We start from the raw sequence: 23,820 nt of genomic DNA on the forward strand, positions 1-23,820 counted from the left end.
GGGCTTGCACCTCGCGCCCTCCATTTTTCTTTCAACGGGTTATACCGGGAACGTTAGTTACCGCCAGGCCGTGTCCATTTCTGATGCAGTGGATCGGCAGCAGGCGCTCCAGGGCGTGCAGCATGCTGCCATCATACGGAAGTGGCTCGTCGGGGTACTCGTTCAGGTCGCCGAAGCGGCTGACCAGTGGGGCGAGTACTGAGCTTCGTGCCCAGAACATGTTGCCTACCGGGAAATGGAAATGCTCCGGCAGACTCTCGGCTGCCAGGCCGAGTCGCGGGGCAAGCTCTTCGGCGAATGGGAGATTGCCAGACCATCCCGTGACGTAAGGGTCGTCCGGGAAAACCAGGCCAAGCGACGGATCCTGGCTCATGCGGCCGAGAATAATGTCTGCCATTCGGTGTTGCCTGGTACCCAGCATATTGTCCATCAGGAAGCGGAACCAGTTCTGCCCCATCGTTGGGTCAGCGACATCCACGGTCTTCTTCGTGTGGATATGCCCCACCAGATCATAGCCATCGACCAGCTCTCGGCCGAAGGCGCAGAGCATCGGTCCGATGTCGCGTCCCTTGTTGGGGGTGACCTCGAGCTTGATGAAGTGCCCCTCGAAACTCTTCAGCAGTTCGGATACTTGCCGCTGGGCTTCTTCGCTGGGAACGCTGATGTACAGATCCGGCAACACATCGTTGAAGGTAAGGCGCTCGAGTATTTCCGGCAGCAGATCCGGATAATAGGCATGGATATGCAAGGCGATCCGCAACGTCGAAGGCAGGGCCTCGACTGGTGTTTGTGGTGTCAGGACAGGCAGCAGCCACTTGCCTTCCGGATGGTTGGCCCGGATAAAGTCCGCGAGGGGGTCGATGCCGGAGCCGAGCAGCTTGTTTTCCTGGAGGTAGATGCCAGGATGGAAACCTGGGAATGGCTTGCGGCAGCCAATCCCGCTGGCCCAGGAGCGCGTGTAGAGTCGCAGAGCTCTTGAGCGGTCCAGCTCGGAGAGATCGGGCGCAAGGATGAAGTCCAGGCGCGGCAGCTCGGAGTGTTCGATCGTGATCAGATCGGCCTTCTCCTGGCGGCACTGGATCTGCACATCGCCAGCGAGTGCCTCCAGGCGCGATACGTAACCGGTCATATCGAAGTACTGCCGGGATTTCAGCCGGCAGCGCTCGCCCAGATCTTCGCGTAGTGCCTTGGAGCTGGCGAGCGATAGTATCCGCTCGGCCATGGCGGTGGTGTCCAGATAGGGGGCAACGCACTCATCTCCCAGTCCGCTGGAGTTCAGGAAGTCAGCGATGCCCGTCGTCTTGTCGAAGCAGAGCACTGGCAGTGCGTGATCCATCGCGTCGATGGCGACATTGGGCAATGGGTCCAGGCGCGAGGTCAGCAGCAGTACGTCGGCCTCTTCATAGACCGTATCGATCGCCGAGGTTTCCGGAATGAACCTGACGATGTTCTCCAGGCCCGCGCGACGAATCTGGTCAGCCAGGTAGACCGAGTAGCCAGTGTCCAGGTCAGGATCGTAGCCTTGGCCAATCCAGACGAACTGACACTTCTGTCCGCCCGGCAATTGTGCTACCCGGGCAGCGCACTCGATGAACAGGTCGACTCCTTTACGCAACTGGACAAAGCCGGCCCCCAGAACCACGAGGGTGTCGAGTGGTTGCTGTGCCGGTCGCAGTGCATTGCGGATGCGATTGCGTTCCTTCTCCACGGCTACGGGTTGGATGCTTTCCGCGGGGACGATGCAGCGTCCTTGCGGCAGCACGCGTATGGGGCGTTTTGAAACCTCCGGATACTCCGACTGTGCGCTTTGCAGTGTCAGGTCTGCGGAGAAGACGGTTTCACCGGACCAGAGCAGCGCTTCTCGGAATGCGTGGCGCGGACGCGTGTAGGCGGCGAACTCATGGATGAGGCTGATCGAAGGAATGAAGCGCTCAGCCAATGCCGGCAGAACGACCCTGGATTCGATGCTGTTGACCAGAGCCAGATCGATGTTGAACCGGTCGAGTACCTTCGCGACCATGATCGAGGCCAGACTCGGCGTGCCGCGAATGTTGAGCGGGCCCACTACTACAATGTTCGCGTCGACGAACGCGTCTTCCAGGGCGCCCCCACCGAGCAGCATCGCCACGACGTTGTGCTCGCGGCTGAGCGCCTGTACCAGATTCAGGCTGAGTATTGGTGCGCCAGTGCGCGAGGCCTCGTGACTGACGACCATGACGGTTCTGCGCTTGGGGTCGAAGGTGGTGGCGTCACCTCGGATCTGTAGGGGCGGGAGGCATCCGATCCGGCCTTCAGAGCGCCCGTGGTGCAGGTAGTGTGCATGCGGATCGACACCCGCTGCCTTCAGGTCCGGATAGAGAGTCAGGTACAGTTCTGGATCGAATGCAGCGCCGTCGACGAGCGGCTCCGATGGTGTCGCGGTCGTGTGCCCGCTTTCACCTTGAAGGCTGCGCACCGATTGCAGGAGACCTTCGAGGAGTGCGGCCGTTTTGGGGGCGGCCTTGGCGCTCATCTGAAGCGGGGCCGGTAGCGGGACATCGGAGATCAGCGAGAAAAGGCGCTTCTCCAGCAGTCCGAAAGCCAGGAAATGCTCTTCGGCGGTGAGGCCCGACTGGGCTATATCCGGATAATTCTCAAGATAGGCCTGTGGATCGAAGGCGAACTCTTCACTGACCAGCCGGGACAGTTGTTGGCGCGGGCTGTTCTCTGAATTGCCGAACCACGATTGCCTGCGCCAGGCTCTGGATGCGAAGGTCACTGCAAGGGCCCTGGCATAGGTCTGGGTAATGACCTGATACTTGCACAGCAGGTCCGAGTACTTCTCCACCAGTTCGATGTTGTGGACCAGGTCCTGGCGCAATTGACGCTTGTTCTGGCTGATGCTTTCCAGGGCCAGGGCAGAGTCATGGGAAAGCTTTTCATAGGCAGCGATCTTGCGCCGGACTTCCTGCAACTGTGCTGACTGTGCGTGAATCTGAGTCTTCAGCGAAGTCTCGCTGGAGGTCAGTTCTGCGACGGTGACTTCGGCCTGCGCACGATACTGACGCAAACGGGAGAGTTCCTTATTGCGCTCCGACAGCTGTTTGCCGAAGTGCTCCCCCTGCTGGGACTGTTCGTCGATATTGCGCTGAAGCTCGCTGATTTGCTCGGCGCAATGACTGAGTTCGGATTTGAGCGAGGCAATTTCCTGCTCGCGGCTATTGAGCGCCTTATACCGTGACTCGCTGGCCTGGACATGCTCGGCCAGCGATTGGGTCAATTCACCAATCTGTGCGTTGCGTTCGTTCAACTCTTCCTGAAGTCGATCACGCTGCCTCAGCGCCTCGTCAATCGCACGATCACCTTCCGCCGATACGGCCTCTTCGCGATGCTCCTGCGCGCCATCGATCGCTTTCTGCATCAGGACCGTATTGGTTTCCAGCAGCTTCTCGATCAGTTGGGCGCGTTCGCCTGCCAGCTGCTGCTGCTGCTGATACTGCGTTTCCGTGGATTTGATGCGTTGCTGGAAGTCAGCGATGCGTGCGTGTCTGGACTTGAGCATGTCGATGCCCTTGAGCGCGACACGGAAGGTTTCGCTGCTTTGCTGGGCCTTGGAAGGCGGCAAGGCTTTTTCGTAGCCGAATCGCTCAAAGTCGTCGCGGTACAACTCGCTGATCAACTGGATAGAGCGAGGAGTGAAGTATTCGGACGAGAAGGGGATCAGGCTTTCGTTGGCATTGCTGCTGGTAAACGGGTTGATGAAGTTCGACCCGAGCGACTGTTGCAGCAATGCCTCCAGCTCGGATGTGTTTTCCAGCTGGGCAATCAGGGTATAGGGGACAACGTCAGGACACAGCAACTCTGCTTGTGGGGTCCAGTGCAGATCCCAGAATGCAGGAGCTTCTTCGCTGGCCAGGTGCTCCAGAAAGGCCTCGAATGCATAAGCAGCGCTTTCGGGGGTAGAAACACGCATATGGAAGAAATCGTGCTTCAGATAGGGCGTCGACTGAAACGGCTCCTGCAGGAGCAATTTGGATTGCCAGGCGGAAAATATCCGTTTGTAGGGATTGCGGACCACGGCGAAACGAAGAATATCCGGCGCGTCGAACAGGCCAGACAGACGTGCTTGATCGAATTGAGTGACCTCCGGAGCCACCTTGTGAAAGGTGTCATGGATGATCAGCTCCGGCGAGCTTTCCTGGCTTCCGCCCAACTGGCGAATCGCGGCCGTATACCCTTCCTGCTTGGCAATCCACCATTTCAGAGAGGTGCACGCTACCTTGGGCGTGGAAATATAAAGAAGCTTGTTCTTTGGCGAAAAATAGGAGTTGTGCAGAAGAAACTGCCAGTTCTTCGTTGAAAGATTGTATTCCATGATCTCGATTCTTCTCTTCTAGCCCTGGCGGTCTCGGCGCCTGCTCGTTATTTCTTCTTCGCTGCAAGCAGGGTGCTTCAGCTAAGTTCGAGCGTGGGGGTTTCGGTCATCAGATCGCAGTAGCCGAAGGAGTGGTTCACATTGGGCAATGCGACGCGGAACATGACCGCGTCCATTATCCTGTTCAGGTTGTTGGGCTCGTAGTTGGACCAGAGGCCACAGCCTGCGAAGTAGATACCTGGCAGCAGGGACATGCGGTAGCTGAAGCTCATCCTGAACTTGCTGCCGGCAAGAATGTGCTCCACGGTCTGAGGCTCCTGGGGATAGCGTTGTCCAGTGACCTCCAGCCCGGAGATAGTGCGGATATGCATGCCGAAGTACACCGAGTCGCAGGCTCTTTCGAAGCTTCCTGACACGACGAACTGGTACTCACCGCCAGGATTGAGCACGTTCACTTGCTCGCCTTTGGCATTGAATATCTCCAGCGATTCGATTCGCGCACCCTGCTCCGGATAGCGTACGGTACTCTCTGGTACGAGCCCCGGGTCGAACTCGTCTTCCGCGGCCTTGCGATTCTTCGACCCCGACTCGTCGGAAAGCTGCAGGGGAGAGGAGGCATCTTCCAGGTCGAGATCCTTGTACGCCTGGATAAGTTGCTGGTACTTCTCTGCCGGGGCGTAGATCAGGCGCTGGTAGTTCTTGACGACTTCGGAGGCGTCGCCGTAAAGCAGCTTCTGCCCCTCATTGAGCAGCAGTGCCTTGTCGCAGAGTTCCTTGACGCTGGGCGCAGAGTGGGACACGAAGAGGATCGAGGTACCGCGCGCCTTGAGTTCTTCCAGTCGGGCAAAGCACTTGCGCTGGAACTTCTCATCGCCCACCGCAAGGGCCTCGTCGACGATGAAGATGTCCGGGTCAACCACTGTCTGGACGGCGAAGGCCAGGCGGACTGCCATGCCGCTGGAGTACGTCTTGACCGGCTGCCTGATGAAGTCGCCGATATCGGCGAAAGCCAGGATATCGTCCAGGCGAGCATCGATTTCCTGGCGATCGAGCCCAAGCACGGCACCATTGAGATACACGTTTTCAATGCCGGTGAACTCTGGATTGAAGCCTGATCCCAGCTCCAGCAGCGCAGCAATCCGTCCGTTGGCTTCCACCTGTCCGGAGGTCGGGGTCAGCGTCCCGCAGATCAACTGCAGCAGTGTGGACTTGCCGGAGCCGTTCTTGCCGACGATGCCGACCGTTTCACCCTTGCCAATGGTGAATGAAATGTCCTGCAGAGCCCAATATTCGCGATAGTAGTTGTGCGTCGGTAGGCCCACCAATTGGCGCAGGGGCGGAAGCACGAACTGCTTAAGGCGATGCCGCGGCAGGTCATAGACATGGAAACACTTGCTCAGATGCTCGACGCGAATAGCGACTTCATCAGCTGCCGGGGCAGTCGTTTGCGTATCGAGCAGACTCAACTCAGAGGACATCCGCGAAACCCTTGCGCGTTTTCTGGAACCAGCCATAGCCGGCCCAGGCAATAACGGTGGCTACCAGCAGGTACACGGCCAGTCCGATGAAGTCGGGGAGCTTCCCCTCGATCAGCACGGCGCGGGATTGCTCGATGATGAACGTCAGAGGGTTGGCCATGATGAACGGCTGGAATTTCTCCGGCAGTGCACTGAGGGGGAAGAACACTGGCGACATGAACAGCAGAACGGTGGTGAAGATTGCCATGGTCTGGCCGACATCCCTGAGGAATACCCCGATGGATGCGAGGAACCAACTGAACCCGAGCGTCAGGGTGACCAGTGGCAGCAGCACCAGCGGCAGCAGGACCACCGTCCAGTGCGGAATGCCCAGGAAGGCGACGTAGGCAATCATCAGTACTAGGGTGCTGACTGCGCTGTGGAACAGCGCGGCCCCCATGGAGATCAACGGCAGGATCTCGATGGGGAAAATCACTTTCTTGACGAAGTTGACGTTCCCGATGATCAGCGCGGGAGAGCGGTTGATCACCTCGGCGAACAGTCCGTGGACGATCAGGCCAACGAAAAGCATGATCGCGAACATTGCGTGGCTGTCGCTGGCGGTCGCACTGGCTTGGCCCCAGCGCGACTTGAATACGACCGAGAAGACGAAGGTGTACACGCTGAGCATCATCAGCGGATTGAGGAACGACCAGGCCAAGCCCAGTGCGGAGCCCCGGTAGCGGCCAACGACTTCGCGCCTGGTCATCTGGCCGATGAGCTGGCGGTGCCGCCAGATGCTCACCAGCAGCGAGCCGAACGAAGTTCGCTGGCTCAATTGGGCATTCATTCAAACACCTCGGCCTGTGCCAGCGGCAGGCCGAGCCTGTCCTTTTCCGACAGGACCGGCTCGACTGTGGTCGGCCACTCGATCGCGAGTGCCGGGTCGTCCCAGGCAATGCAGCCTTCCGCGGCCGGCGCGTAGTAATTCGTGGTCTTGTAGAGGAAGTCCACGTCGTCAGTCAGCGTCAGGAAGCCATGTGCGAAGCCTTCGGGAATCCAGAGCTGGCTCTTGTTTTCTGCCGAAAGATGCACCCCAACCCATTTGCCAAAGGTCGGGGAGGACTTGCGAACATCCACCGCGACGTCGAACACCTCGCCTTGCACAACCCTGATCAACTTGCCCTGTGCGTGCGGCGCCAGTTGGTAATGCAGGCCGCGCAGGACACCTTTCGCGGAGCGAGAATGATTGTCCTGTACGAAGTCGACCTTGCGGCCGACTGCCTCTTCGAATTTCTGCAGATTGAAACTTTCGAAGAAGAAGCCACGATCGTCACCGAACACCTTGGGTTCGAAGAGAATGACGTCAGGGATGGCAAGGCGAGTGGCTTTCATTAATAAACGGTCTCGACTAGCAGGCGTTTCAGGTATTGGCCATAGCCGTTCTTGGACAGCGGTGCGGCCAGGGCCTCGAGTTGCTCGGCGCTGATCCATTTCTGGCGGAAAGCGATCTCTTCCGGGCAGGCTACTTTCAGGCCCTGGCGATTTTCCAGAGTGGCGATGAAGTGGCTGGCTTCGAGCAGGGAGTCGTGGGTGCCGGTATCCAGCCAGGCGTAGCCGCGGCCCATGATTTCCACTGACAGCTCGCCCCGTTCGAGGTAGGCCTTGTTCACATCGGTGATTTCCAGTTCGCCGCGGGCCGACGGCTTGATGTTCTTGGCGATTTCGACGACCTGGTTGTCGTAGAAATACAGGCCGGTGACCGCATAGCTGGACTTCGGCTTGGCCGGCTTCTCTTCCAGGCTGATCGCCGTGCCATCGGCGTCGAACTCGACAACACCATAACGCTCGGGATCGTGCACGTGGTAGGCAAAGACGCTCGCCCCGGAGGTACGCTGCATTGCGTTGAGCAGCAGTTCCTGGAAGTCATGTCCGTGATAGATGTTATCGCCCAGCACCAGTGCGCAAGGATCGCTGCCGATGAACTCTTCGCCAATCAGGAAGGCTTGCGCCAGTCCATCCGGCGACGGCTGCACCGCATACTGCAGGTTCAGGCCCCACTGGTTTCCGTTGCCCAGCAGTTGTTCGAAACGCGGAGTGTCCTGCGGTGTGGAAATGATCAGGATGTCGCGAATCCCGGCGAGCATCAGGGTGCTCAGAGGGTAATAGATCATCGGCTTGTCATAGACAGGCAGGAGCTGTTTCGAGATCGCCAGGGTGGCTGGGTGAAGTCGAGTGCCAGACCCGCCGGCGAGGATGATTCCTTTACGATTCATTAGTGCTGTCCGATTAGCTCTTTGATCATGCGTGCGGCGTGGTACTCCCATTGGGGGAGCGTCACGTCGAAGGTTCGTTGAATCTTGTCATTGTCCAGGCGTGAGTTCGCCGGTCGCTTCGCTGGCAAGGGATAGTCGGCGCTACCAATGGGCATTACGCGTTCCGGTGCCGCCTTGAGCGGGACGCCGAGCTCGATGGCTTTTCCGATGACGAATCGAGCGAAGCCATGCCAGCTGGTCTCACCGCTCGCAACGAGGTGGTAGGTGCCGCTGGCGTGGCTCTGCAGTTCGCTGTCATGGCGCAGGCGGGTGAGGACAATGGCTGTGACGTCCGCAATGAGCTCGGCGCTGGTCGGTGCGCCAACCTGGTCGGCGACGACTCGCAACTCTTCCCGCTCACCGGCAAGCCGCAGCATGGTTTTCGCGAAGTTTGCGCCCCGTGACGCGTAGACCCAGCTCGTGCGCAGGATCAGGTGCCTGCAGCCGGAGTTGCGGATGGCCTGTTCACCCTCCAGCTTCGTCTGACCATATACGCTCAGTGGAGCGGTGGCGTCGTCCTCGGTGAACGGGGTCGAGCCACTGCCGTTAAACACATAGTCGGTCGAGTAGTGCACCAGCCAGGCATCCAGGTCGGCCGCTGCTGCAGCCAGGGCTCCTACTGCTTCGGCATTGACCAGTCGAGCCGTGGCGATGTCGCTCTCCGCCTTGTCCACGGCCGTATAGGCTCCGGCGTTGACGATTACGGAGGGCTTCTCGAATTGCACCAGGCGCGCAATTGCCTCGGGATCGGACAGATCGGCTCGATGGCGGTCACAGACGATCAGTTCACCGAGGGGAGCCAGCGCCCGCTGCAGCTCCCAGCCGACCTGGCCGTTGGCGCCGAGTAGCAGGATTTTCTTCATGCGTATTGCTTGCCAACCCAGTCACGATAAGCGCCGCTGGTCACGTTATGCACCCAGTTCTGGTTGTCCAGATACCAGCGAACGGTCTTGCGGATACCGGTTTCGAAGGTTTCTGCAGGCTTCCAGCCGAGCTCGCGCTCCAGACGGCTGGCGTCGATCGCGTAGCGGCGGTCATGCCCCGGGCGATCTTTGACGAAGGTGATCTGTTCGCGGTAGCTCCGGCCGTCGGCGCGCGGCTTTTCCTGGTCCAGGATGTCGCAGAGGGTATGAACGACGTCGATATTGGCTTTTTCGTTCCAGCCACCAACGTTGTAGGTCTCGCCCAGTTGGCCGGCTTCGAGGACGCGGCGGATAGCGCTGCAGTGGTCTTTCACATAGAGCCAGTCGCGGACTTGCTGGCCGTCGCCATAGATCGGCAGTGCGTTTCCGCCCAGCGCATTGTGGATCACCAGCGGGATCAGCTTTTCCGGGAAGTGGTAGGGACCGTAATTGTTCGAGCAATTGGTGGTCAGTACCGGCAGGCCATAGGTGTGGTGGTAAGCGCGTACCAGATGGTCGGAGGCAGCCTTGGAGGCGGAGTACGGGCTGTTGGGCTCGTACTTGTGGTTCTCGGTAAAGGCTGGCGCAGTCGGTTCCAGCGAGCCGTACACCTCATCGGTGGAGACGTGGAGGAAGCGGAAGGTGCTCTTGCGTTCTTCCGGCAGACTTCCCCAGTACGAGCGCACGCTCTCCAGCAGGCGGAAGGTGCCGACGATGTTGGTCTGGATGAAGTCTTCCGGGCCGTGGATGGAGCGGTCGACGTGCGACTCTGCGGCGAAGTTGAGGATAGCGCGCGGCTGATGTTCCTCGAGCAGGCGGGAAACCAGCTCGCTGTCGCCAATGTCGCCCTGCACGAAGGTATGCCGCGGGTCGTTTTCCAGAGTGGCAAGGTTTTCCCGGTTGCCTGCATAGGTCAGCTTGTCGAGGCTGATCACCGCTTCATCATGAGTGGCAAGCCAGTCGAGGACGAAGTTCGCGCCGATGAAGCCGGCGCTGCCGGTAACGAGAATGGTCATGGAGTCATAGCCTCTGGAGAATGGCGGCAGCTGTCAGGCCGAGATTGCCAAGAAGGGTTTGCCGGTAGACGCCTGATCGGGATATCAGGAAAAGGCGCTTGAGAAGTGTGGATTTTCGGGCTTGCACGAACAGCGCGAGGGTTTGCTGGCTGTCCTTGCTCAATTGCCCCTGAACAGCCCTCATCGCTTGGAGATTGGCGTCGTTCCAGTCTTTGAAGGTTCCCGCGAGAAGCTTTCTCAGCCTCACGATGCGGTCTTTGAAGCCTGAATTGGAGCCGATGAGGTTTCTGCCGTGTTGACGATAGTCAATGGTGGGGATTGATTCGTAGTGGACGATGCCGCCGCAGCCAGCGACCACCAGGTAGGTCCACCAGTCATGCGAGATGATCTGATCGCCTTCATGGGTCTTCATCAGTAGCGTGCGTGTCGCCCCGTTGAAGAGCATAGTGTTGCCGCCGGCGATGCTTTGCACCAGGGCATTGCGGAAGGACGGCGGTGCGGAAAAAAGCGGCGAGTAGCCGATAGGCTTGCCGGCTTCATCAACCAGGCGGGTTCTGCCGCAGAAGAGGGCGGGCTGGGGGGGCGTGATGGTTTCACACCAGCGGACACCACGTTCGAGCTTGCCTGCTTCCCAGATGTCGTCCTGATCGCAATAGGCGTAGTAATCCGCTTCGAGCTCCGGCCGCTTCAGGAGGGAGAGGAAATTCGCAGAGAAGCCCTTGCGCGGGCCGGGGAAGATGACCACTCGATCCTGCCCCAGGCTGAGCTGATATTCAGAGAGAATCGCGAGTGTCGAGTCGCTGGAGCCGTCATCGGAGGCGTAGATCACCCAGTTCTGGTGAGTCTGGTTGATCAGGGAGTCGAGTTGCTCGCGCAGGAAGGGGGCGCCATTGAACGTCGACAACAGGATAGCCACGCGTGCATTACTGCCGCTACCGGTGACTTGTCCTTGTTGTGTCTGAACCGCGCTCTTGGCGATCACTGCTGTGCCCCTGGCGGTTCCATCCGCAAGTTGAAGAATCGATTACTGATGCTTGTCGCTGTGTTCGCCGGATTGAGCTCAACCTTGAGCAGGGCTGAGCCCCGATGAAAAGCGGTCATTATATTCATGCAGCCTTCGCAGTAAACCTATTGTCTTTGCACGTGTATCGGGCGGCGCCGACTGCCAGCAACAGGTGTATATAAAAGGCTTATGGATTCGCTACAAGACCCAAGGTTCAGGCCATTCGTCTGATAGGACGGCGCGAGTCCTGCAAAAGCAAAGGCCCACCGTGGTGGTGGGCCTTGCCTTCTACTGTTCGTGGTGCCGGCACCAGGAGTCGAACCCGGGACCTACTGATTACAAGTCAGTTGCTCTACCAGCTGAGCTATACCGGCAAGGAGGGGCGCCATTATAGTCACGGCGCCCGTGGTGTAAACCACTGATTTGTCAGAATGATCCGTAGTTTTTGTCAGTGTCCGCCGGCAGCCGCTGCGCCTGGCTTGGCGCCAAAGGGCGGCTTGGCCAGGCAGATGACCACCAGCATGGCAAGGAACAGCCAGCCCAGCAGGGTGAAGTAGTCGATGGTGCTGATCATGTAGGCCTGGCTTTGCACCATGCGCTCCAGCAGGGCGGCGCTGTGCTGGCCGGGGCCGCCCAGCTGTTCGACGGTGGCGCGGGTGGCCGGATCGTACTGGCTGAGGTTCTCGGTCAGGTAGGCGTGGTGCATGGTGGCGCGGCGGTTCCAGATCCAGGTGGTCAGGGACGCGGCGAAGCTGCCGGCCAGGGTCCGCAGGAAGGTCGCCAGGCCCGAGCCGTCGGCAATCTGGTCCGGTGGCAGGTCGGAGAGCAGGATGCTCAGGATCGGCATGAAGAAGAACGCCACGCCCAGCCCCATGAACATCTGCACCAGGGCGATGTGCAGGTAGTCGACGTCGGTGGTGAAGTCGGCGCGCATGAAGCAGGTCGCTGCCATCGCCAGGAAGGCCAGCCCTGCCAGCAGGCGCAGGTCGAAGTTGTTCGCGTAGCGCCCGACCACCGGCGAGAGGAACACCGGCAGGATGCCAATCGGCGCCGCCGCCAGGCCGGCCCAGGTAGCGGTGTAGCCCATCTGCGTCTGCAGCCATTGCGGCAGCAGGAGGTTCATGCCGAAGAATCCGGCGTAGCCGCCCACCAGTGCCAGCGTACCCACGGTGAAATTGCGGTGCACGAACAGTCGCAGGTTGACGATCGGGTGCTTGTCGGTCAGTTCCCAGATGATGAAGACCGCCAGGGCGATCACCGCGATCACCGTGCCGCCGATGATGAAGCCGGACTCGAACCAGTCCAGGTCGTTGCCCTTGTCGAGGACGATCTGCAGGGCGCCGACGCCGATCACCAGCATCGCCAGGCCCATGTAGTCCATGGGCGCGTGCTTGATCACCACCGGGCGGGCGCGCAGTTGCTGGTAGACGACCATGGCGGCGAACAGGCCGATGGGCACGTTGATGAAGAAGATCCACGGCCAGCTGTAGCTGTCGGTGATCCAGCCGCCGAGGATCGGCCCGGCGATGGGCGCGACCACTGTCACCATGGCCAGCAGTGCCAGTGCCATCCCCCTTTTCGCCGGGGGATAGATGGAGATCAGCAGGGTCTGGGTGATCGGGTAGAGCGGCCCGGCGACGAACCCCTGGATGGCGCGAAAGCCCACCAGCATGCCCATCTGCTGGGCGACGCCGCAGAGGAACGAGGCGATCACGAAGAGCAGGGTGGCGGCGATGAACAGCCGCACTTCGCCGATCTTGCGGCTCAGCCAGCCGGTCAGCGGCAGAGCGATGGCGTTGCTCACCGCGAAGGAGGTGATGACCCAGGTGCCCTGCTCGGAACTGACCCCGAGGTTGCCGGAAATGGTCGGCAGGGCGACGTTGGCGATGGTGGTGTCGAGCACCTGCATGAAGGTCGCCAGCGACAGGCCGATGGTGGCCATGACCAGGCTGGGTGGGCTGAAACTGCTGCTGTTGGGCTGGCTCATGGGCGTGGTCGGATCAGCGTTGCGCGGTGCTGTGGTTGGCATCGGCCAGGTTGGCCTGGATCAGCTTCTCGATCAGCTGGTCGGCCGAGGCCAGTTGCTCCTGGTACACGTCGGTGGAGAACACCGCCTCGTGCGGGGCCTGCTGGGCGAGGGCCGGGCCGCTCTGGTCGTGCAGGCTGACGTTGACGTCCATGGACAGGCCGATACGCAGCGGGTTCTTCGCCAGTTCCTCGGCGTTGATGCGGATGCGCACCGGCACGCGCTGGACGATCTTGATCCAGTTGCCGGTGGCGTTCTGCGCTGGCAGCAGGGAGAAGGCGCTGCCGGTGCCGACGCCGAGGCTGTCGACGGTGCCGGAGTACTTCACTTCGCTGCCGTAGAGGTCGGAACGGATTTCCACCGGCTGGCCGATGCGCATGTGCTTGAGCTGGGTTTCCTTGAAGTTGGCGTCGATCCACACCTGGTCCAGCGGGATCACCGCCATCAGCGCGGCGCCCGGCTGCACGCGCTGGCCGACCTGCACGGTGCGCTTGGCGACGTAGCCGGTGACCGGCGCGATGATCACCGCGCGGGCGTCGTCCAAGTAGGCCTGGCGCAGCTTGGCGGCGGCGGCTTTGACGTCCGGGTGCGAGGCGATCACGGTGTCGTCCACCAGCGCGCGGTTGGTGTCCAGCTGCTGCTCGGAGTTGGTCAGCGAGCTGCGCGCGGTGTCCAGGGCATCGCGGGCGTGAGCCAGTTCTTCCTGGGAAATGGCGCCGTCGTTGGCGAGGTTCTGCCGGCGCTTGAAGTCGGCCTCGGCCTTGGACAGGGCGACCTTCTTGGCAGCCACGTCGGCCTTGTAGCCGTCGACGTTGCTGAACAGCCCGCGCACCTGGCGCACGGTGCGCGCGAGGTTGGCTTCGGCCTGCTGCAGGGCGATGTCGGCGTCGCTGGGGTCGAACTTCACCAGTACCTGGCCCTTGTGCACCAGGTCGCCGTCATCGGCGCCGATGCTGACCACGGTGCCGATGATCTGCGGGGTGATCTGCACGACGTTGCCGTTCACGTAGGCGTCGTCGGTGTCCTCGTGCCAGCGGCCGTAGAGGATTTCCCAGGCGACGCTGGCGAGGCCGGCCAGGATGACGACGGCGAGCAGGATCAGCAGCCAGCGCTTGCGCTTGGGGTTGCTGTTCGGGGTTTCTTGGGTGGCGGTGCTCATGTCGGGTGCCTCGTTCAGTGCGCGGCGGCCGCGTTCGCCTGGGCGAGCGGGGCGGGAGTGGATGTGGTGTCGGGCTGGTAACCACCGCCCAGGGCCTGGACCAGTTGCACCGAGAGGTCGATGCGCTGGGCGTCCAGGCTGGCCAGCTGGCGTTCGGCGAGGAGCAGTTGCTGCTGCACGCTGAGGGCGTCGAGGTAGTTGCCGACGCCTTCGCCATAACGGCGCATGGCCAGGTCGAAGTTGGATCTGGCGATGTCGCGGGCATCGCGCTGGTCGTCGATCTGCTGCTCCAGCGAGCGCAGCTTGCCGAGATCGTCGGCGACTTCGCCGAGGGCGTTGACCAGGGTCTTGTTGTACTGGGCAACGGCCAGGTCGTAGTCGGCGTCCTTCTCGGCGAGGTTGGCGCGCAGGCGACCGCCATCGAAGATCGGCAGGGAGATGGCCGGGGCGATCTGGAAGAACCGGCTCGGCGCCTTCAGCACATCGCTGGTGTGCAGGGCGGCGAGGCCGACCATCGCGCCCAGGTTCACGTTGGGATAGAACTCGGTCTTCGCCGACGCGATGCTTTTCGAGGCGGCCTCGACCCGCCAGCGTGCGGCGACGATGTCCGGGCGACGGCCCAGCAGTTCGGCTGGCAGGTTCGACGGCAGGCTCAGCGCGCCGGGCTTGAGCACTTGCGGGCGTTGCAGGTCCTGGCCGCGGTCCGGGCCCTGGCCGAGCAGCACGGCGAGGGCGATGCGGTCGCTGGCGATCTCCTGCTCGGCGGCTGCCAGTTGCTGCTTGGCACTGGCGACCTGGGACTGCGTCTGCTGCAGCTGGACCTTGCTGTCCAGGCCGGCGTCCATGCGCTTCTGGCTGAGCTGGAAGAGATGCTGCGAGCGATCCAGTTCGTCTTTGGCCAGGTCGCGAGCGACGAAGGCGTGGCCCAGGTCGCTATAGGCGCGGGCGACGTTGGTGGAGAGCGTGATCGAGGCGGCCTGGCGGTCGACTTCGGCGGCGTTGGCCTGGCCGAGGGCGGCTTCCCAGGCGTCGCGCTGGCCGCCCCAGAGGTCGAGGTCGTAGCTGAAGCTCATCGACAGGTATTTCACCGCCGAGTAGCGACCGCCGGTTGGTGCCGGAATGATGCTTTCCGGTGCGCGGATGCCGGCGTAGCTGGCGGTGCCCTTGACGCTGGGCAGGCGCGCGGCGTCCTGCGCCTGCGCGGCGGCGATGGCCTGGCGTGCGCGGGCGCTGGCGATGTCCAGGTCCGGCGTGCCGCGCAGGGCCTCGCCGATCAGGCTGTCCAGTTGCGGGTCGCCCAGGCTGGTCCACCAGTGCTCGCTGGGCCAGGCGGCGGCAGACAGCGGGGTGCCATCGAGGCTGACGCCGGCCTTCAGGCTGGCTGGGTCGACGGCCCTGCCGCTGGTGTCCAGGCCCTTGTAGCTGACGCAGCCGGAGAGGCCCAGCACGGCAGCGAACACGGCGGCCGGCAGCAGGGCGATGCGGAGGTGGTTCATGGTCATTTCTCCTGCGCCGCGCAATGGGCGGCGGCGCCGTGGGCGCGCAGGATCTTGTCGAGCAGGCCGGTGAGGGTCTGCAGTTCGTCGCGGGAGAGGCCACCGACCAGTTCGTTCATGGCTGCTGCGGCGATGCTCGGGGCTTCGTCATTCACCGCCTGTCCGGCGGGGCTGAGGCTCAGGCGCACGCTGCGGCGGTCGTTCTGGCAGGGCTCGCGGACCAGCAGGTCCTTGCGCGCCAGGCGATCGAGCATGCGGGTCATGGAGCCGCTGTCGATGGACAGCTCGCGACACAATTCGGCTGGCGTGTTGGCGCGCGCCTGGCCAACGAAGAACAGCACCTTGAACTGAGCGGCAGTGATGTCCAGGTGGGCGAGGTGCTTGTCCATCAAGCGGTCCTTGAGGATCGCCGTAGCGCCCAGCAACTGGCCGATGGAGCCTTTGAACGGAAAATCCGCTGCGTTGTAGTGATTCATGTCAAAACAGAAAGCTGCTTAGGCAGTGAAATGTTTCGAAATGATACTGCCTAGGCAGCGATTGACAAGGCTCAATTGTCGCGATTGCGCAACAATCCGTTCGACGAAGCGCTATTAGGTCAGGATTAGCAACAGGGATGGCTGATTTCCTACGCCGTCGACTGTCCTTTATGCACAAGGGGCGCGGCTTTAGGGCGCAAATCGCATATGAGATGTGATAGCAATCACTAAATGTCGTAACCGACTGTTTTTAATAGATTAAATTCATGTGTACAAAAAATGACCAGATCGCAGCGAGGCGGTCTGGGTGGTAAGGAAGGGGTAGTTTTTCCCGAGTTACGAACAGAGTTATCCACAGGGTCTGTGGGTGAAGCGCTGGAACGCCCGTCTCAGGTGCGTTCGGCCAGCAACAGCAGGTTGCGCGGGGTCATTCGGGTGGCACAGAAGGCGCCGAGGGTGGCGCGATAGCCTTGTTCCTGGAGGTAGAGCGCGCGGTCGAGCAGCAGCCACAGCTCCATGGGGCGACGGAACAGCCCACGCACCAGTTCCAGGTTGCGTACCTCGGCCAGGCGCTGCCAGCCCCTTGCCTCCAGTTCCTGCCAGTCGGTGCCAGCGGGCAGGTCGAGCCCCCTGAGCGCGGCGAGATCCCGGCAATAGTCGGCGAAGGGTTTGTCCAGCCAGGTTGGCGGTACGGAGGGAGTGGACAGGTAGTCGTTGCTGCCGCGGACTTCCCGTTGCAGCAGGTCGAATGCCAGTCGCCGCGCCATCGAGCCGTCACGCTGGCGACGCACGCGGGCGCCTGCTGTGACGGTTTCGGCAAGCGGCAGGCGCAGGTCATCCCGCGAGAGCCGCAGGCTGGAGTTTTGCGCAGTGTGCGAGAGCGGCTGGTAGTGCTCGCTGTCGATGCGGTTGTAGCAACAGGGCGCCACGGCAAGCTGGCGGCAGCCCCGGGCACTGGCCAGTTGCAGCAGGCGGACGTGCAGGTTGCCGCAGGCGTGCAGGGCGACGGCGGTGTGCCCGGCCTGCAGGTGCTCGCGAGCGTCCGCTGCGAGCACGTCCTGCTGGCGGTGCCGGGCATGAAGCTGCAGCCGATCGCTCAGGCGCTGGCCGTCTTCCACCAGGGCGTTGTCGAACTCCAGGCTCAGCAGCGGCTTGCCGTCGCGCGCCAGCAGACGGCCCAGATGGCCTTTGCCGGCGCACCAGTCGAGCCATTGCTGCGGTGTTTCGGCGAAATCCAGGCGGCTGGCGAAGGCTTCGATCTGTTGCCACTTGCGGCCGGGGACGTCGACGGTCAGCAGGTTCGGCAGCTTGCCCAGCGGTGTTGCCGGGAGTTCGCCGACGATGGACAGCCGCGCGGACGTGGCGGCCATCTCGGGGAAGGGAGCTGGCGCATCGAGCTGCTCGGGCGCGTTGTGCACCGATTCGGCGGCTTCGAGGCTGCGGCTGCGTAGCCAGGCGGCCAGTTCAGGCTGCTCGCGCTCCCACGGCAGCTCCAGCATCGTGAAGGGTTTCGGCCGCCACAGCGCCTGATGTTCCAGCAGGAAGCCGTCCAGTGCCTGGAAGCGCTGGAGCAGGTCGGAGCCGGTCAGGGGAGTGTCGTTGGGGCGCACGATATGAAGCGGGAGAAAGCCACGGGGCGCGCATTATAGCGGCCCCGCGGGCGAGCGGCGCGCCGGTCAGCGGCCCTGCATGGAGTCCACCTTCAGCCAGCGTTCGAGCAGGCGGAAGATGCGGGTCAGCACCAGGGTGATCAGCAGGTAGAAGAGGCCTGCGTAGCAGAAGAACAGCATGTTCTCGTAGGTGCGCGCGATGATGGTGCGGGTCATGCCCATGATGTCGAACAGGGTCACGGTGTACACCACGGCGCTGGCCTTGAGCATGAGGATCACCTCGTTGCTGTAGGCCGGCATGGCGATACGCGCGGCGCGCGGCAGGATGATGTGGAACAGCGCCTGACGACGGGACATGCCCAGCGCGCGGGCGGCTTCCACTTCACCCACCGGGATGGCGTGGATGGCGCCCCGGAGAATCTCCGCGATGTAGGCCGCGGTGTGCAGGGTCATGGTCAGCAGGGCGCACCAGTAAGGGTCGCGCAGGTACGGCCAGAACGGCCCCTTGCGCACGCTTTCGAACTGGGCGAAGCCGTAATAGACGATGAACAGCTGCAGCAGCAGCGGTGTGCCGCGGAAGAAGAAGATGTAGGCGTAGGGTACTGCGCGTACGTACCAGTGCCGCGAGGCGCGGGCGATGCCCAGCGGCACGGCGAGGCAGAGGCCGGCGACCACGGCGATGGCCAGCAGCTCCAGGGTCAGGGTGGCGCCCTGGAGCATCTTCGGCAGCCATTTGAGGAGCAGCTCGAGATCGGTCATAGCTCGTTCCTCACGAAGCCACGGCCGGCTCGACGCTCGAGGAAGTGCAGGGCGGCCATGATGAAGACGGTCAGGCCCAGGTAGATGAAGGCCGCGGTCATGTAGAAGGTGAAGGGTTCCTTGGTCGCGTTGGAGGCGACCTGGGCCTTGCGCATGATCTCGTCGAGGCTGATCAGCGAAACCAGGGCGGTGTCCTTGAGCAGGATCAGGTAGAGGTTGCCCAGGCCCGGCAGCGCCACGCGCCACACCTGCGGCAGCACGATGCGCCAGAAGATGCGCGGGGCGGAGAGGCCCAGCGCCTGGCCGGCCTCGCGATGGCCCTTGGGAATCGCCAGCAGCGCGCCACGGAAGACTTCGGTCGCGTAGGCGCCGAAGCACAGGCCCAGGGCACAGGTGCCCGCTGCGAACGGGGAGAGGGCGAATTCCGGATAGCCGAACAGCCCGCCAATGGCGTTCAGGCCGGTCACGGTACCGAAGTAGATCATCAGTACCCAGAGCGTTTCCGGAACGCCGCGCACCAGGGTGGTGTAGAAGCCGCCCAGGTTACGCAGGATGCTGTATTTCGAAGTCTTGGCGACAGCGCCGAGCAGGCCGAGGATCAGTCCCACGCAGACTGCGGCGAGCGAAAGCTTGAGCGTCATCCAGGTGCCGGCGATCAACTGATCGCCAAAGCCGTGCAGGTCGAAAATCATGGGGAGTCACGCCTGAAGGCGCGCGCCGCCCGGCGAGGGGCGGCGCGGCACATGCATCAGTAGATGCTGAAGGGGAAGTACTTGTCGTTGATCTTCTTGTAGGTACCGTCGTCGACGATTTCCTTCAGCGCGGCGTTCAGCTTGTCACGCAGCGGGTCGCCCTTGCGCACGGCGATGCCGATCTTGTCGTTGTCGAACACCGGCTCGCCCTTGAACTCGAAGTCCTTGCCGGCGTCGCTCTTGAGCCAGTCGTACTGCACGAACTTGTCGGCCAGCACGCCGTCGAGGCGGCCCGAGGACAGGTCGAGGTAGGCGTTTTCCTGGGTGTCGTAGAGCTTGATGGTGACGGTGTCAGCCATGTTGTCTTCAAGCCAGGTGCCGGCGATGGTCGCGCGCTGCGCACCGATCACCTTGCCTTTGAGGTAGCCCTTGTCGGTTTTGAAGTCGGTCGACTTCGGTGCCACGAACTGCAGCTTGTTGGTGTAGTAGGGGTTGGTGAAATCAACCGCCTGCTTGCGCTCGTCGGTGATCGACATGGAAGCGACGATGAAGTCGAACTTCTTGGCGTTCAGCGCGGGGATGATGCCGTCCCAGTCGGAGGTGACGACGTCGCACTCGGTCTTCATCTTGGCGCACAGTGCCTTGCCGATCTCGATGTCGAAACCGACAACCTGGCCGCTGGCGTCGATGCCGTTGAAGGGCGGGTAGGCGCCTTCGGTGCCGATGCGCAGTTTGTCCGCGGCGATGGCCTGGCTCCCCAGTGCGAAGGTGGCCGCGATAGCCAGAACGATCTTCTTATAGTTGTTCATGCAGTAATGCTCCGTTAGCGGTGGCTGGACATGAATTGTTTACAGCGTGCCGATTGCGGGTTGTCAAATACCTGCTGCGGCGGTCCCTGCTCTTCTACCAGGCCCTGGTGGAGGAACACCACCTCGCTGGATACCTGGCGGGCAAAGTTCATTTCATGGGTCACCAGCAGCATGGTGCGACCCTCATCGGCGAGCGCGCGGATAACGTTAAGCACTTCCTGGACCATTTCCGGGTCCAGTGCCGACGTCGGCTCGTCGAAGAGGATGACCTTGGGCTGCATCGCCAGGGTGCGGGCGATGGCGGCGCGCTGCTGCTGACCACCGGAAAGCTGCGCGGGGAAGCTGTGGCGCTTGTCGGAGATGCCGACCTTGGCCAGCAGGGCCTCGGCGATCTCGGTGGCCTCGGCCTTGGTCTTGCCCAGCACACGGCGCGGCGCCTCGATGATGTTGTCGAGGATGCTCATGTGCGGCCAGAGGTTGAAGTTCTGGAAGACGAAGCCCAGTTCGCTGCGCAGACGGTTGATCTGCTTGTTGTCCGAGGCAACCAGCGAGCCGTCCTTGGTCTTCTTCAGCTTGAGTTCTTCACCGGCGACCAGGATCTGGCCCTGGTGCGGGTTCTCCAGCAGGTTGATGCAGCGCAGGAACGTGGATTTACCGGAACCGGAGGAGCCGAGAATGGAAATCACATCGCCGTCGCGGGCGGTCAGGGAAATGCCTTTGAGCACTTCCAGGTCACCGTAACGCTTGTGCAGGTTACGGATTTCCAGTGCGGGTATGGCCGTGGCCATAGGGGGCTCCTCTATTGTTATTCGGACGCTTTCGCAGCAGGTCACTGCAGAATCGGGGCCATCCTGGCGAGGGGCAACCTAACACGCACTCAGGGGTGCGCCAAGCGCCCATCTGCCGCGGTCGTCGGCTGTAGTGGCAAGTTGTCGCATTGCCGCTCGGCGTTGTCGCCTGGGCTGAACTAGCCGCGCCGGTTCGGGGCATCGGCTGATGGCGCGGGGGCGGGATAGTGCCAGTTTAGACCCGTCAGTAAAAGTCCGGCGGCCCTGGGGCCGCCGGTACGAGTCACTGCATCATCTGCCGCAGTTGTGGGCTGGGGTCTTCGATCGCCTCGGCGGGCGTAATGTCGTCCTGGGATTCCGGCGGTTGGCTGGCCATCAGGTTCGGGTGCCCGGACAGTCGCGGGATCGGCAGTGCCTTGGCGTCGGCCAGCCCCGTGCCACCCCCTTCGGCGGCGTTGATCGTCGATTTGCGCGGCTGGGTCAGCACATGGAAATCGGTGATCTCGATGACGCCCTTGCCTTCGGCCAGGAGATGGAAGGAAAACGCCTTGCGGGCCTCCTCGTTGTCGAAGCCGAAGCTCACTTCCAGCGGCTGGTTGCGTTTCACCAGCGGGAAGTCCGGCATCTCGATGGGCACCGGCTTCTCGAAGGAGCGCGTCTTGAGCGTGACTTTCGCTCCATTGGCGTCCATCTGGATGGCGCGGATCTTCAGGCGCACCGTGGTGTGGGTGTTGGCCGGAAACTCCAGGTACTGCGCGCCGATCAGGTTGTCGGTGTACTCATTGTCGATCTGCGGCTTCAGGCGGATGCGTTCCTTGGTCGCGAACTGGTACTCGCGGGCCGACTGCGCCTTGGTCACCGACTGGTCGAGGATGTCCGCGCGGGCTGTCATCAGGCGGGCATCGCGGCCGCTGAAGCGGCCTTCGAACTTGGCGGTGTCGGCGATGAAACCGTCACTCTTGTAGCGCCGGCAGACCTGCTGGAAGTCGCACTCGGTGAAGTTGCCCTTGCCGTCGTGATAGCGCTGCATGCCATTGGTGAAGGTCACCATCTCGCGGCCGTTGGTGTATTCGCGGAACAGCGAGCGGCCGGCAATATCCTGCGGCGCCTTGATGGCGAAGTAGTCGAGCACCGAGGATTCCAGGTCGACGTGGCCGTAGACGCCGGCCTTCACCGGCGGTAGCGCGGCCTGTTCCGGTGCAAGGATCAGATTCAGGCCCCAGGCCGAGGCAAGACGCACGTTGTCGATGCCATGGGATTCGTCGGAGGTGACGATCACCAGGGTGTCCTTGAGCACGCCTTTTTCTTCCAGGCCCTTGAGGAAGGCGTCGACGGCGTCGTCCAGGTAGGCGACCGCCGCCTGGCGCGGCGTCGGGTACTTGGCCAGGTATTCCGGCGTGGCCGAGTAGGGCTGGTGGGTGCCGACGGTGAGCAGGGTGAGCATCCACGGCTGCTTCTTCTGCCGCAGTTGGCCGACGTAGTCCAGCGCACCTTCGAAGAAGGCCTTGTCGTCCATGCCCCAGGCGAATTCCAGGTAGGGCTTCTTCTTGAACCAGTCGCGGCCCAGGGTCTTGTCGAAGCCCATGGCCGGCATGACCTTGTCCTTGGCCATGAAGCGCAGCCCGGCGCCTTGCAGGAAGTGGGTGCTGAAGCCGGCCTGGTGCAGCTGCGCCGGCAGGCATTCGGCCGCGCGAGTGGGGTTGCCCAGCAGTTCGACGCCCTTGGGTGTACCGTTGTCCAGTTTGCTGTAGTCGCCGCAGAGCATGGCGTAGAGGCCGCGGATGGTCTGGTGGCTGTGCACCACGTAGTCCGGGGTGGTCATGGCGCGCTCGGCCCAGGTGCTCAGGCGCGGCATCATCGATTCTTCGTAGCTGCTGCTCAGGGCGGCACGGTTGGTGGCTACGTAGGCGCCGGGAATACCTTCCATGGCGATGATCAGTACGTTCTTCGCCTGGCCGCGGCCGGCCAGCAGCGGCGTGCCGTTGAGGTCATGCTGGGTCAGGCCGGTGACGTCCGGGCGAACTTCCGGCTGGTCGCGGTCGCGCCAGTCCTGGTAGGCCATCTCGCCGCTGGTGACGGCGCGGGAGACCAGCTGGTGCGGCAGGTTGAACTGCTTCCACATCTCTGCATCGCTGGGCTGGAAGTACTGCACGCCGGCGTGGGCGGCGAGCAGTGCCGCCGGTACGGCATAGGCGTAGCGCGGCAGCGGCTGTTCGCGGCGGCGCCAGAGCAGTGCGCAGAGCAGGATGCCGGCGCCGATCAGGATCGCCAGGTGCAGGTGGTTGAGACCGCCGCCTTCGGTAGAGTTGGCGACGAAGGTCGGGTCGGCGAGGAAGTGCAGGTCTTCCGGGGCGGGCATGCGGCCCACGGCGCTGACCAGCTCGGCGGTGCCGATCACCGACAGCGCCCAGACCAACATGACCGGAATGGCGATGAACAGGCGGCGGTTGTGCAGTGCGACGACCAGCAGGGTGCCGAGCGCCAGGTCCGACAGGTAGCCCAGCGGGGAGCCCCAGCCAAGGCTGTAGCGGCCGATCAGCGGTACCAGCAGGAAGAGGGCAGACAGGGAAACCAGGTTGCCCCGGGAATTCCACCAGCTTATGAGTTTGCGCACAGTGACTCCGCTACGAAACATCGAATCCCGGAGGGTATCCCACTGAAGTGTGGAAATCGTCCGGATGGTCATGATTCTGAAAGATCGATGTGCTATGCGCCAGTAGACACTGTACTTAGGCAAACATTCGATACGAATCGTGGGAGCCTGCGGGGGCGGGGGAGTGACTTGTGCGGAGTGGAATGAAAAAGCCCCTGAAATCTCGCGATTTCAGGGGCTTTTCGGAAGGCTTGGTGCCCAGGGACGGAATCGAACCGCCGACACGGGGATTTTCAATCCCCTGCTCTACCAACTGAGCTACCTGGGCAACGTGGCGCGCATTAAAAGGGTTTTCGGAAGGGGTG

18 protein-coding genes and 2 tRNA genes are annotated in these 23,820 nt (G+C 62.3%); all 20 read right to left on the reverse strand.

Features of this window, described 5'->3' with window-relative positions; translation table 11 throughout:
• Positions 1 to 31: 31 nt before the first annotated feature.
• The gene (locus J2T47_RS14420; protein ID WP_253447837.1) at positions 32 to 4,354 is read right to left on the reverse strand and encodes a rhamnan synthesis F family protein; all 4,323 of its coding nucleotides are present in this window, start codon (positions 4,352 to 4,354) and stop codon (positions 32 to 34) included.
• A gap of 77 nt (positions 4,355 to 4,431) precedes the next feature.
• Entirely contained in the window at positions 4,432 to 5,820 is a 1,389-nt protein-coding gene (locus tag J2T47_RS14425) for an ABC transporter ATP-binding protein (protein ID WP_253447840.1), read from the reverse strand.
• A gap of 1 nt (position 5,821) precedes the next feature.
• Positions 5,822 to 6,661, reverse strand: coding sequence for an ABC transporter permease (locus J2T47_RS14430; RefSeq protein ID WP_253447843.1), 840 nt, complete (start codon positions 6,659 to 6,661; stop codon positions 5,822 to 5,824).
• A complete protein-coding gene (rfbC, locus tag J2T47_RS14435; protein ID WP_253447846.1) occupies positions 6,658 to 7,206 on the reverse strand; it encodes a dTDP-4-dehydrorhamnose 3,5-epimerase in 549 nt (182 codons plus the stop codon). The genes J2T47_RS14430 and rfbC overlap by 4 nt, the downstream gene beginning before the upstream one ends.
• Positions 7,206 to 8,087 carry a glucose-1-phosphate thymidylyltransferase RfbA gene (gene rfbA, locus J2T47_RS14440; RefSeq protein WP_253447849.1) on the reverse strand — a complete coding sequence of 294 codons (882 nt, stop codon included), beginning with the start codon at positions 8,085 to 8,087 and terminating at the stop codon, positions 7,206 to 7,208. Before rfbA ends, rfbC begins: the two co-directional genes overlap by 1 nt.
• Positions 8,087 to 8,989, reverse strand: coding sequence for a dTDP-4-dehydrorhamnose reductase (gene rfbD / locus J2T47_RS14445; RefSeq protein WP_253447852.1), 903 nt, complete (start codon positions 8,987 to 8,989; stop codon positions 8,087 to 8,089). The genes rfbA and rfbD overlap by 1 nt, the downstream gene beginning before the upstream one ends.
• On the reverse strand, positions 8,986 to 10,044 hold the full coding sequence (gene rfbB / locus J2T47_RS14450; protein WP_253447855.1) for a dTDP-glucose 4,6-dehydratase: 1,059 nt from the start codon (positions 10,042 to 10,044) through the stop codon (positions 8,986 to 8,988). Before rfbB ends, rfbD begins: the two co-directional genes overlap by 4 nt.
• A 4-nt stretch (positions 10,045 to 10,048) precedes the next feature.
• Positions 10,049 to 11,026 carry a glycosyltransferase family 2 protein gene (locus tag J2T47_RS14455; protein WP_253447858.1) on the reverse strand — a complete coding sequence of 326 codons (978 nt, stop codon included), beginning with the start codon at positions 11,024 to 11,026 and terminating at the stop codon, positions 10,049 to 10,051.
• 319 nt (positions 11,027 to 11,345) lie between these two features.
• Positions 11,346 to 11,421, reverse strand: a tRNA-Thr gene (locus J2T47_RS14460).
• A gap of 74 nt (positions 11,422 to 11,495) precedes the next feature.
• Entirely contained in the window at positions 11,496 to 13,034 is a 1,539-nt protein-coding gene (locus tag J2T47_RS14465) for a DHA2 family efflux MFS transporter permease subunit (RefSeq protein WP_253447861.1), read from the reverse strand.
• A gap of 13 nt (positions 13,035 to 13,047) precedes the next feature.
• Positions 13,048 to 14,232 (reverse strand): HlyD family secretion protein, encoded by a 1,185-nt coding sequence (locus tag J2T47_RS14470; protein WP_253447864.1) that lies wholly within the window; start codon positions 14,230 to 14,232, stop codon positions 13,048 to 13,050.
• A gap of 14 nt (positions 14,233 to 14,246) precedes the next feature.
• Complete coding sequence (locus J2T47_RS14475; protein WP_253447867.1) at positions 14,247 to 15,734, reverse strand: efflux transporter outer membrane subunit; 1,488 nt, start codon at positions 15,732 to 15,734, stop codon at positions 14,247 to 14,249.
• On the reverse strand, positions 15,731 to 16,204 hold the full coding sequence (locus J2T47_RS14480; protein WP_253447870.1) for a MarR family winged helix-turn-helix transcriptional regulator: 474 nt from the start codon (positions 16,202 to 16,204) through the stop codon (positions 15,731 to 15,733). Before J2T47_RS14480 ends, J2T47_RS14475 begins: the two co-directional genes overlap by 4 nt.
• A gap of 389 nt (positions 16,205 to 16,593) precedes the next feature.
• Entirely contained in the window at positions 16,594 to 17,814 is a 1,221-nt protein-coding gene (locus tag J2T47_RS14485; RefSeq protein WP_253447872.1) for a methyltransferase, read from the reverse strand.
• A 66-nt stretch (positions 17,815 to 17,880) separates the two neighbouring features.
• On the reverse strand, positions 17,881 to 18,573 hold the full coding sequence (locus tag J2T47_RS14490; protein ID WP_184587956.1) for an ABC transporter permease: 693 nt from the start codon (positions 18,571 to 18,573) through the stop codon (positions 17,881 to 17,883).
• A complete protein-coding gene (locus J2T47_RS14495) occupies positions 18,570 to 19,265 on the reverse strand; it encodes an ABC transporter permease (protein ID WP_253447876.1) in 696 nt (231 codons plus the stop codon). The genes J2T47_RS14490 and J2T47_RS14495 overlap by 4 nt, the downstream gene beginning before the upstream one ends.
• Positions 19,266 to 19,321: 56 nt before the next feature.
• Positions 19,322 to 20,074 (reverse strand): ABC transporter substrate-binding protein, encoded by a 753-nt coding sequence (locus J2T47_RS14500; protein WP_236171132.1) that lies wholly within the window; start codon positions 20,072 to 20,074, stop codon positions 19,322 to 19,324.
• 14 nt (positions 20,075 to 20,088) lie between these two features.
• Entirely contained in the window at positions 20,089 to 20,862 is a 774-nt protein-coding gene (locus J2T47_RS14505) for an ABC transporter ATP-binding protein (protein ID WP_045215765.1), read from the reverse strand.
• Between the two features lie 283 nt (positions 20,863 to 21,145).
• The gene (locus tag J2T47_RS14510) at positions 21,146 to 23,476 is read right to left on the reverse strand and encodes an LTA synthase family protein (RefSeq protein WP_253447879.1); all 2,331 of its coding nucleotides are present in this window, start codon (positions 23,474 to 23,476) and stop codon (positions 21,146 to 21,148) included.
• A gap of 231 nt (positions 23,477 to 23,707) precedes the next feature.
• A tRNA-Phe gene (locus J2T47_RS14515) sits at positions 23,708 to 23,783 on the reverse strand.
• Between the last annotated feature and the right edge of the window lie 37 nt (positions 23,784 to 23,820).

Source organism: Pseudomonas nitroreducens, from assembly GCF_024170165.1.
GTDB lineage: Bacteria > Pseudomonadota > Gammaproteobacteria > Pseudomonadales > Pseudomonadaceae > Pseudomonas > Pseudomonas nitroreducens_C.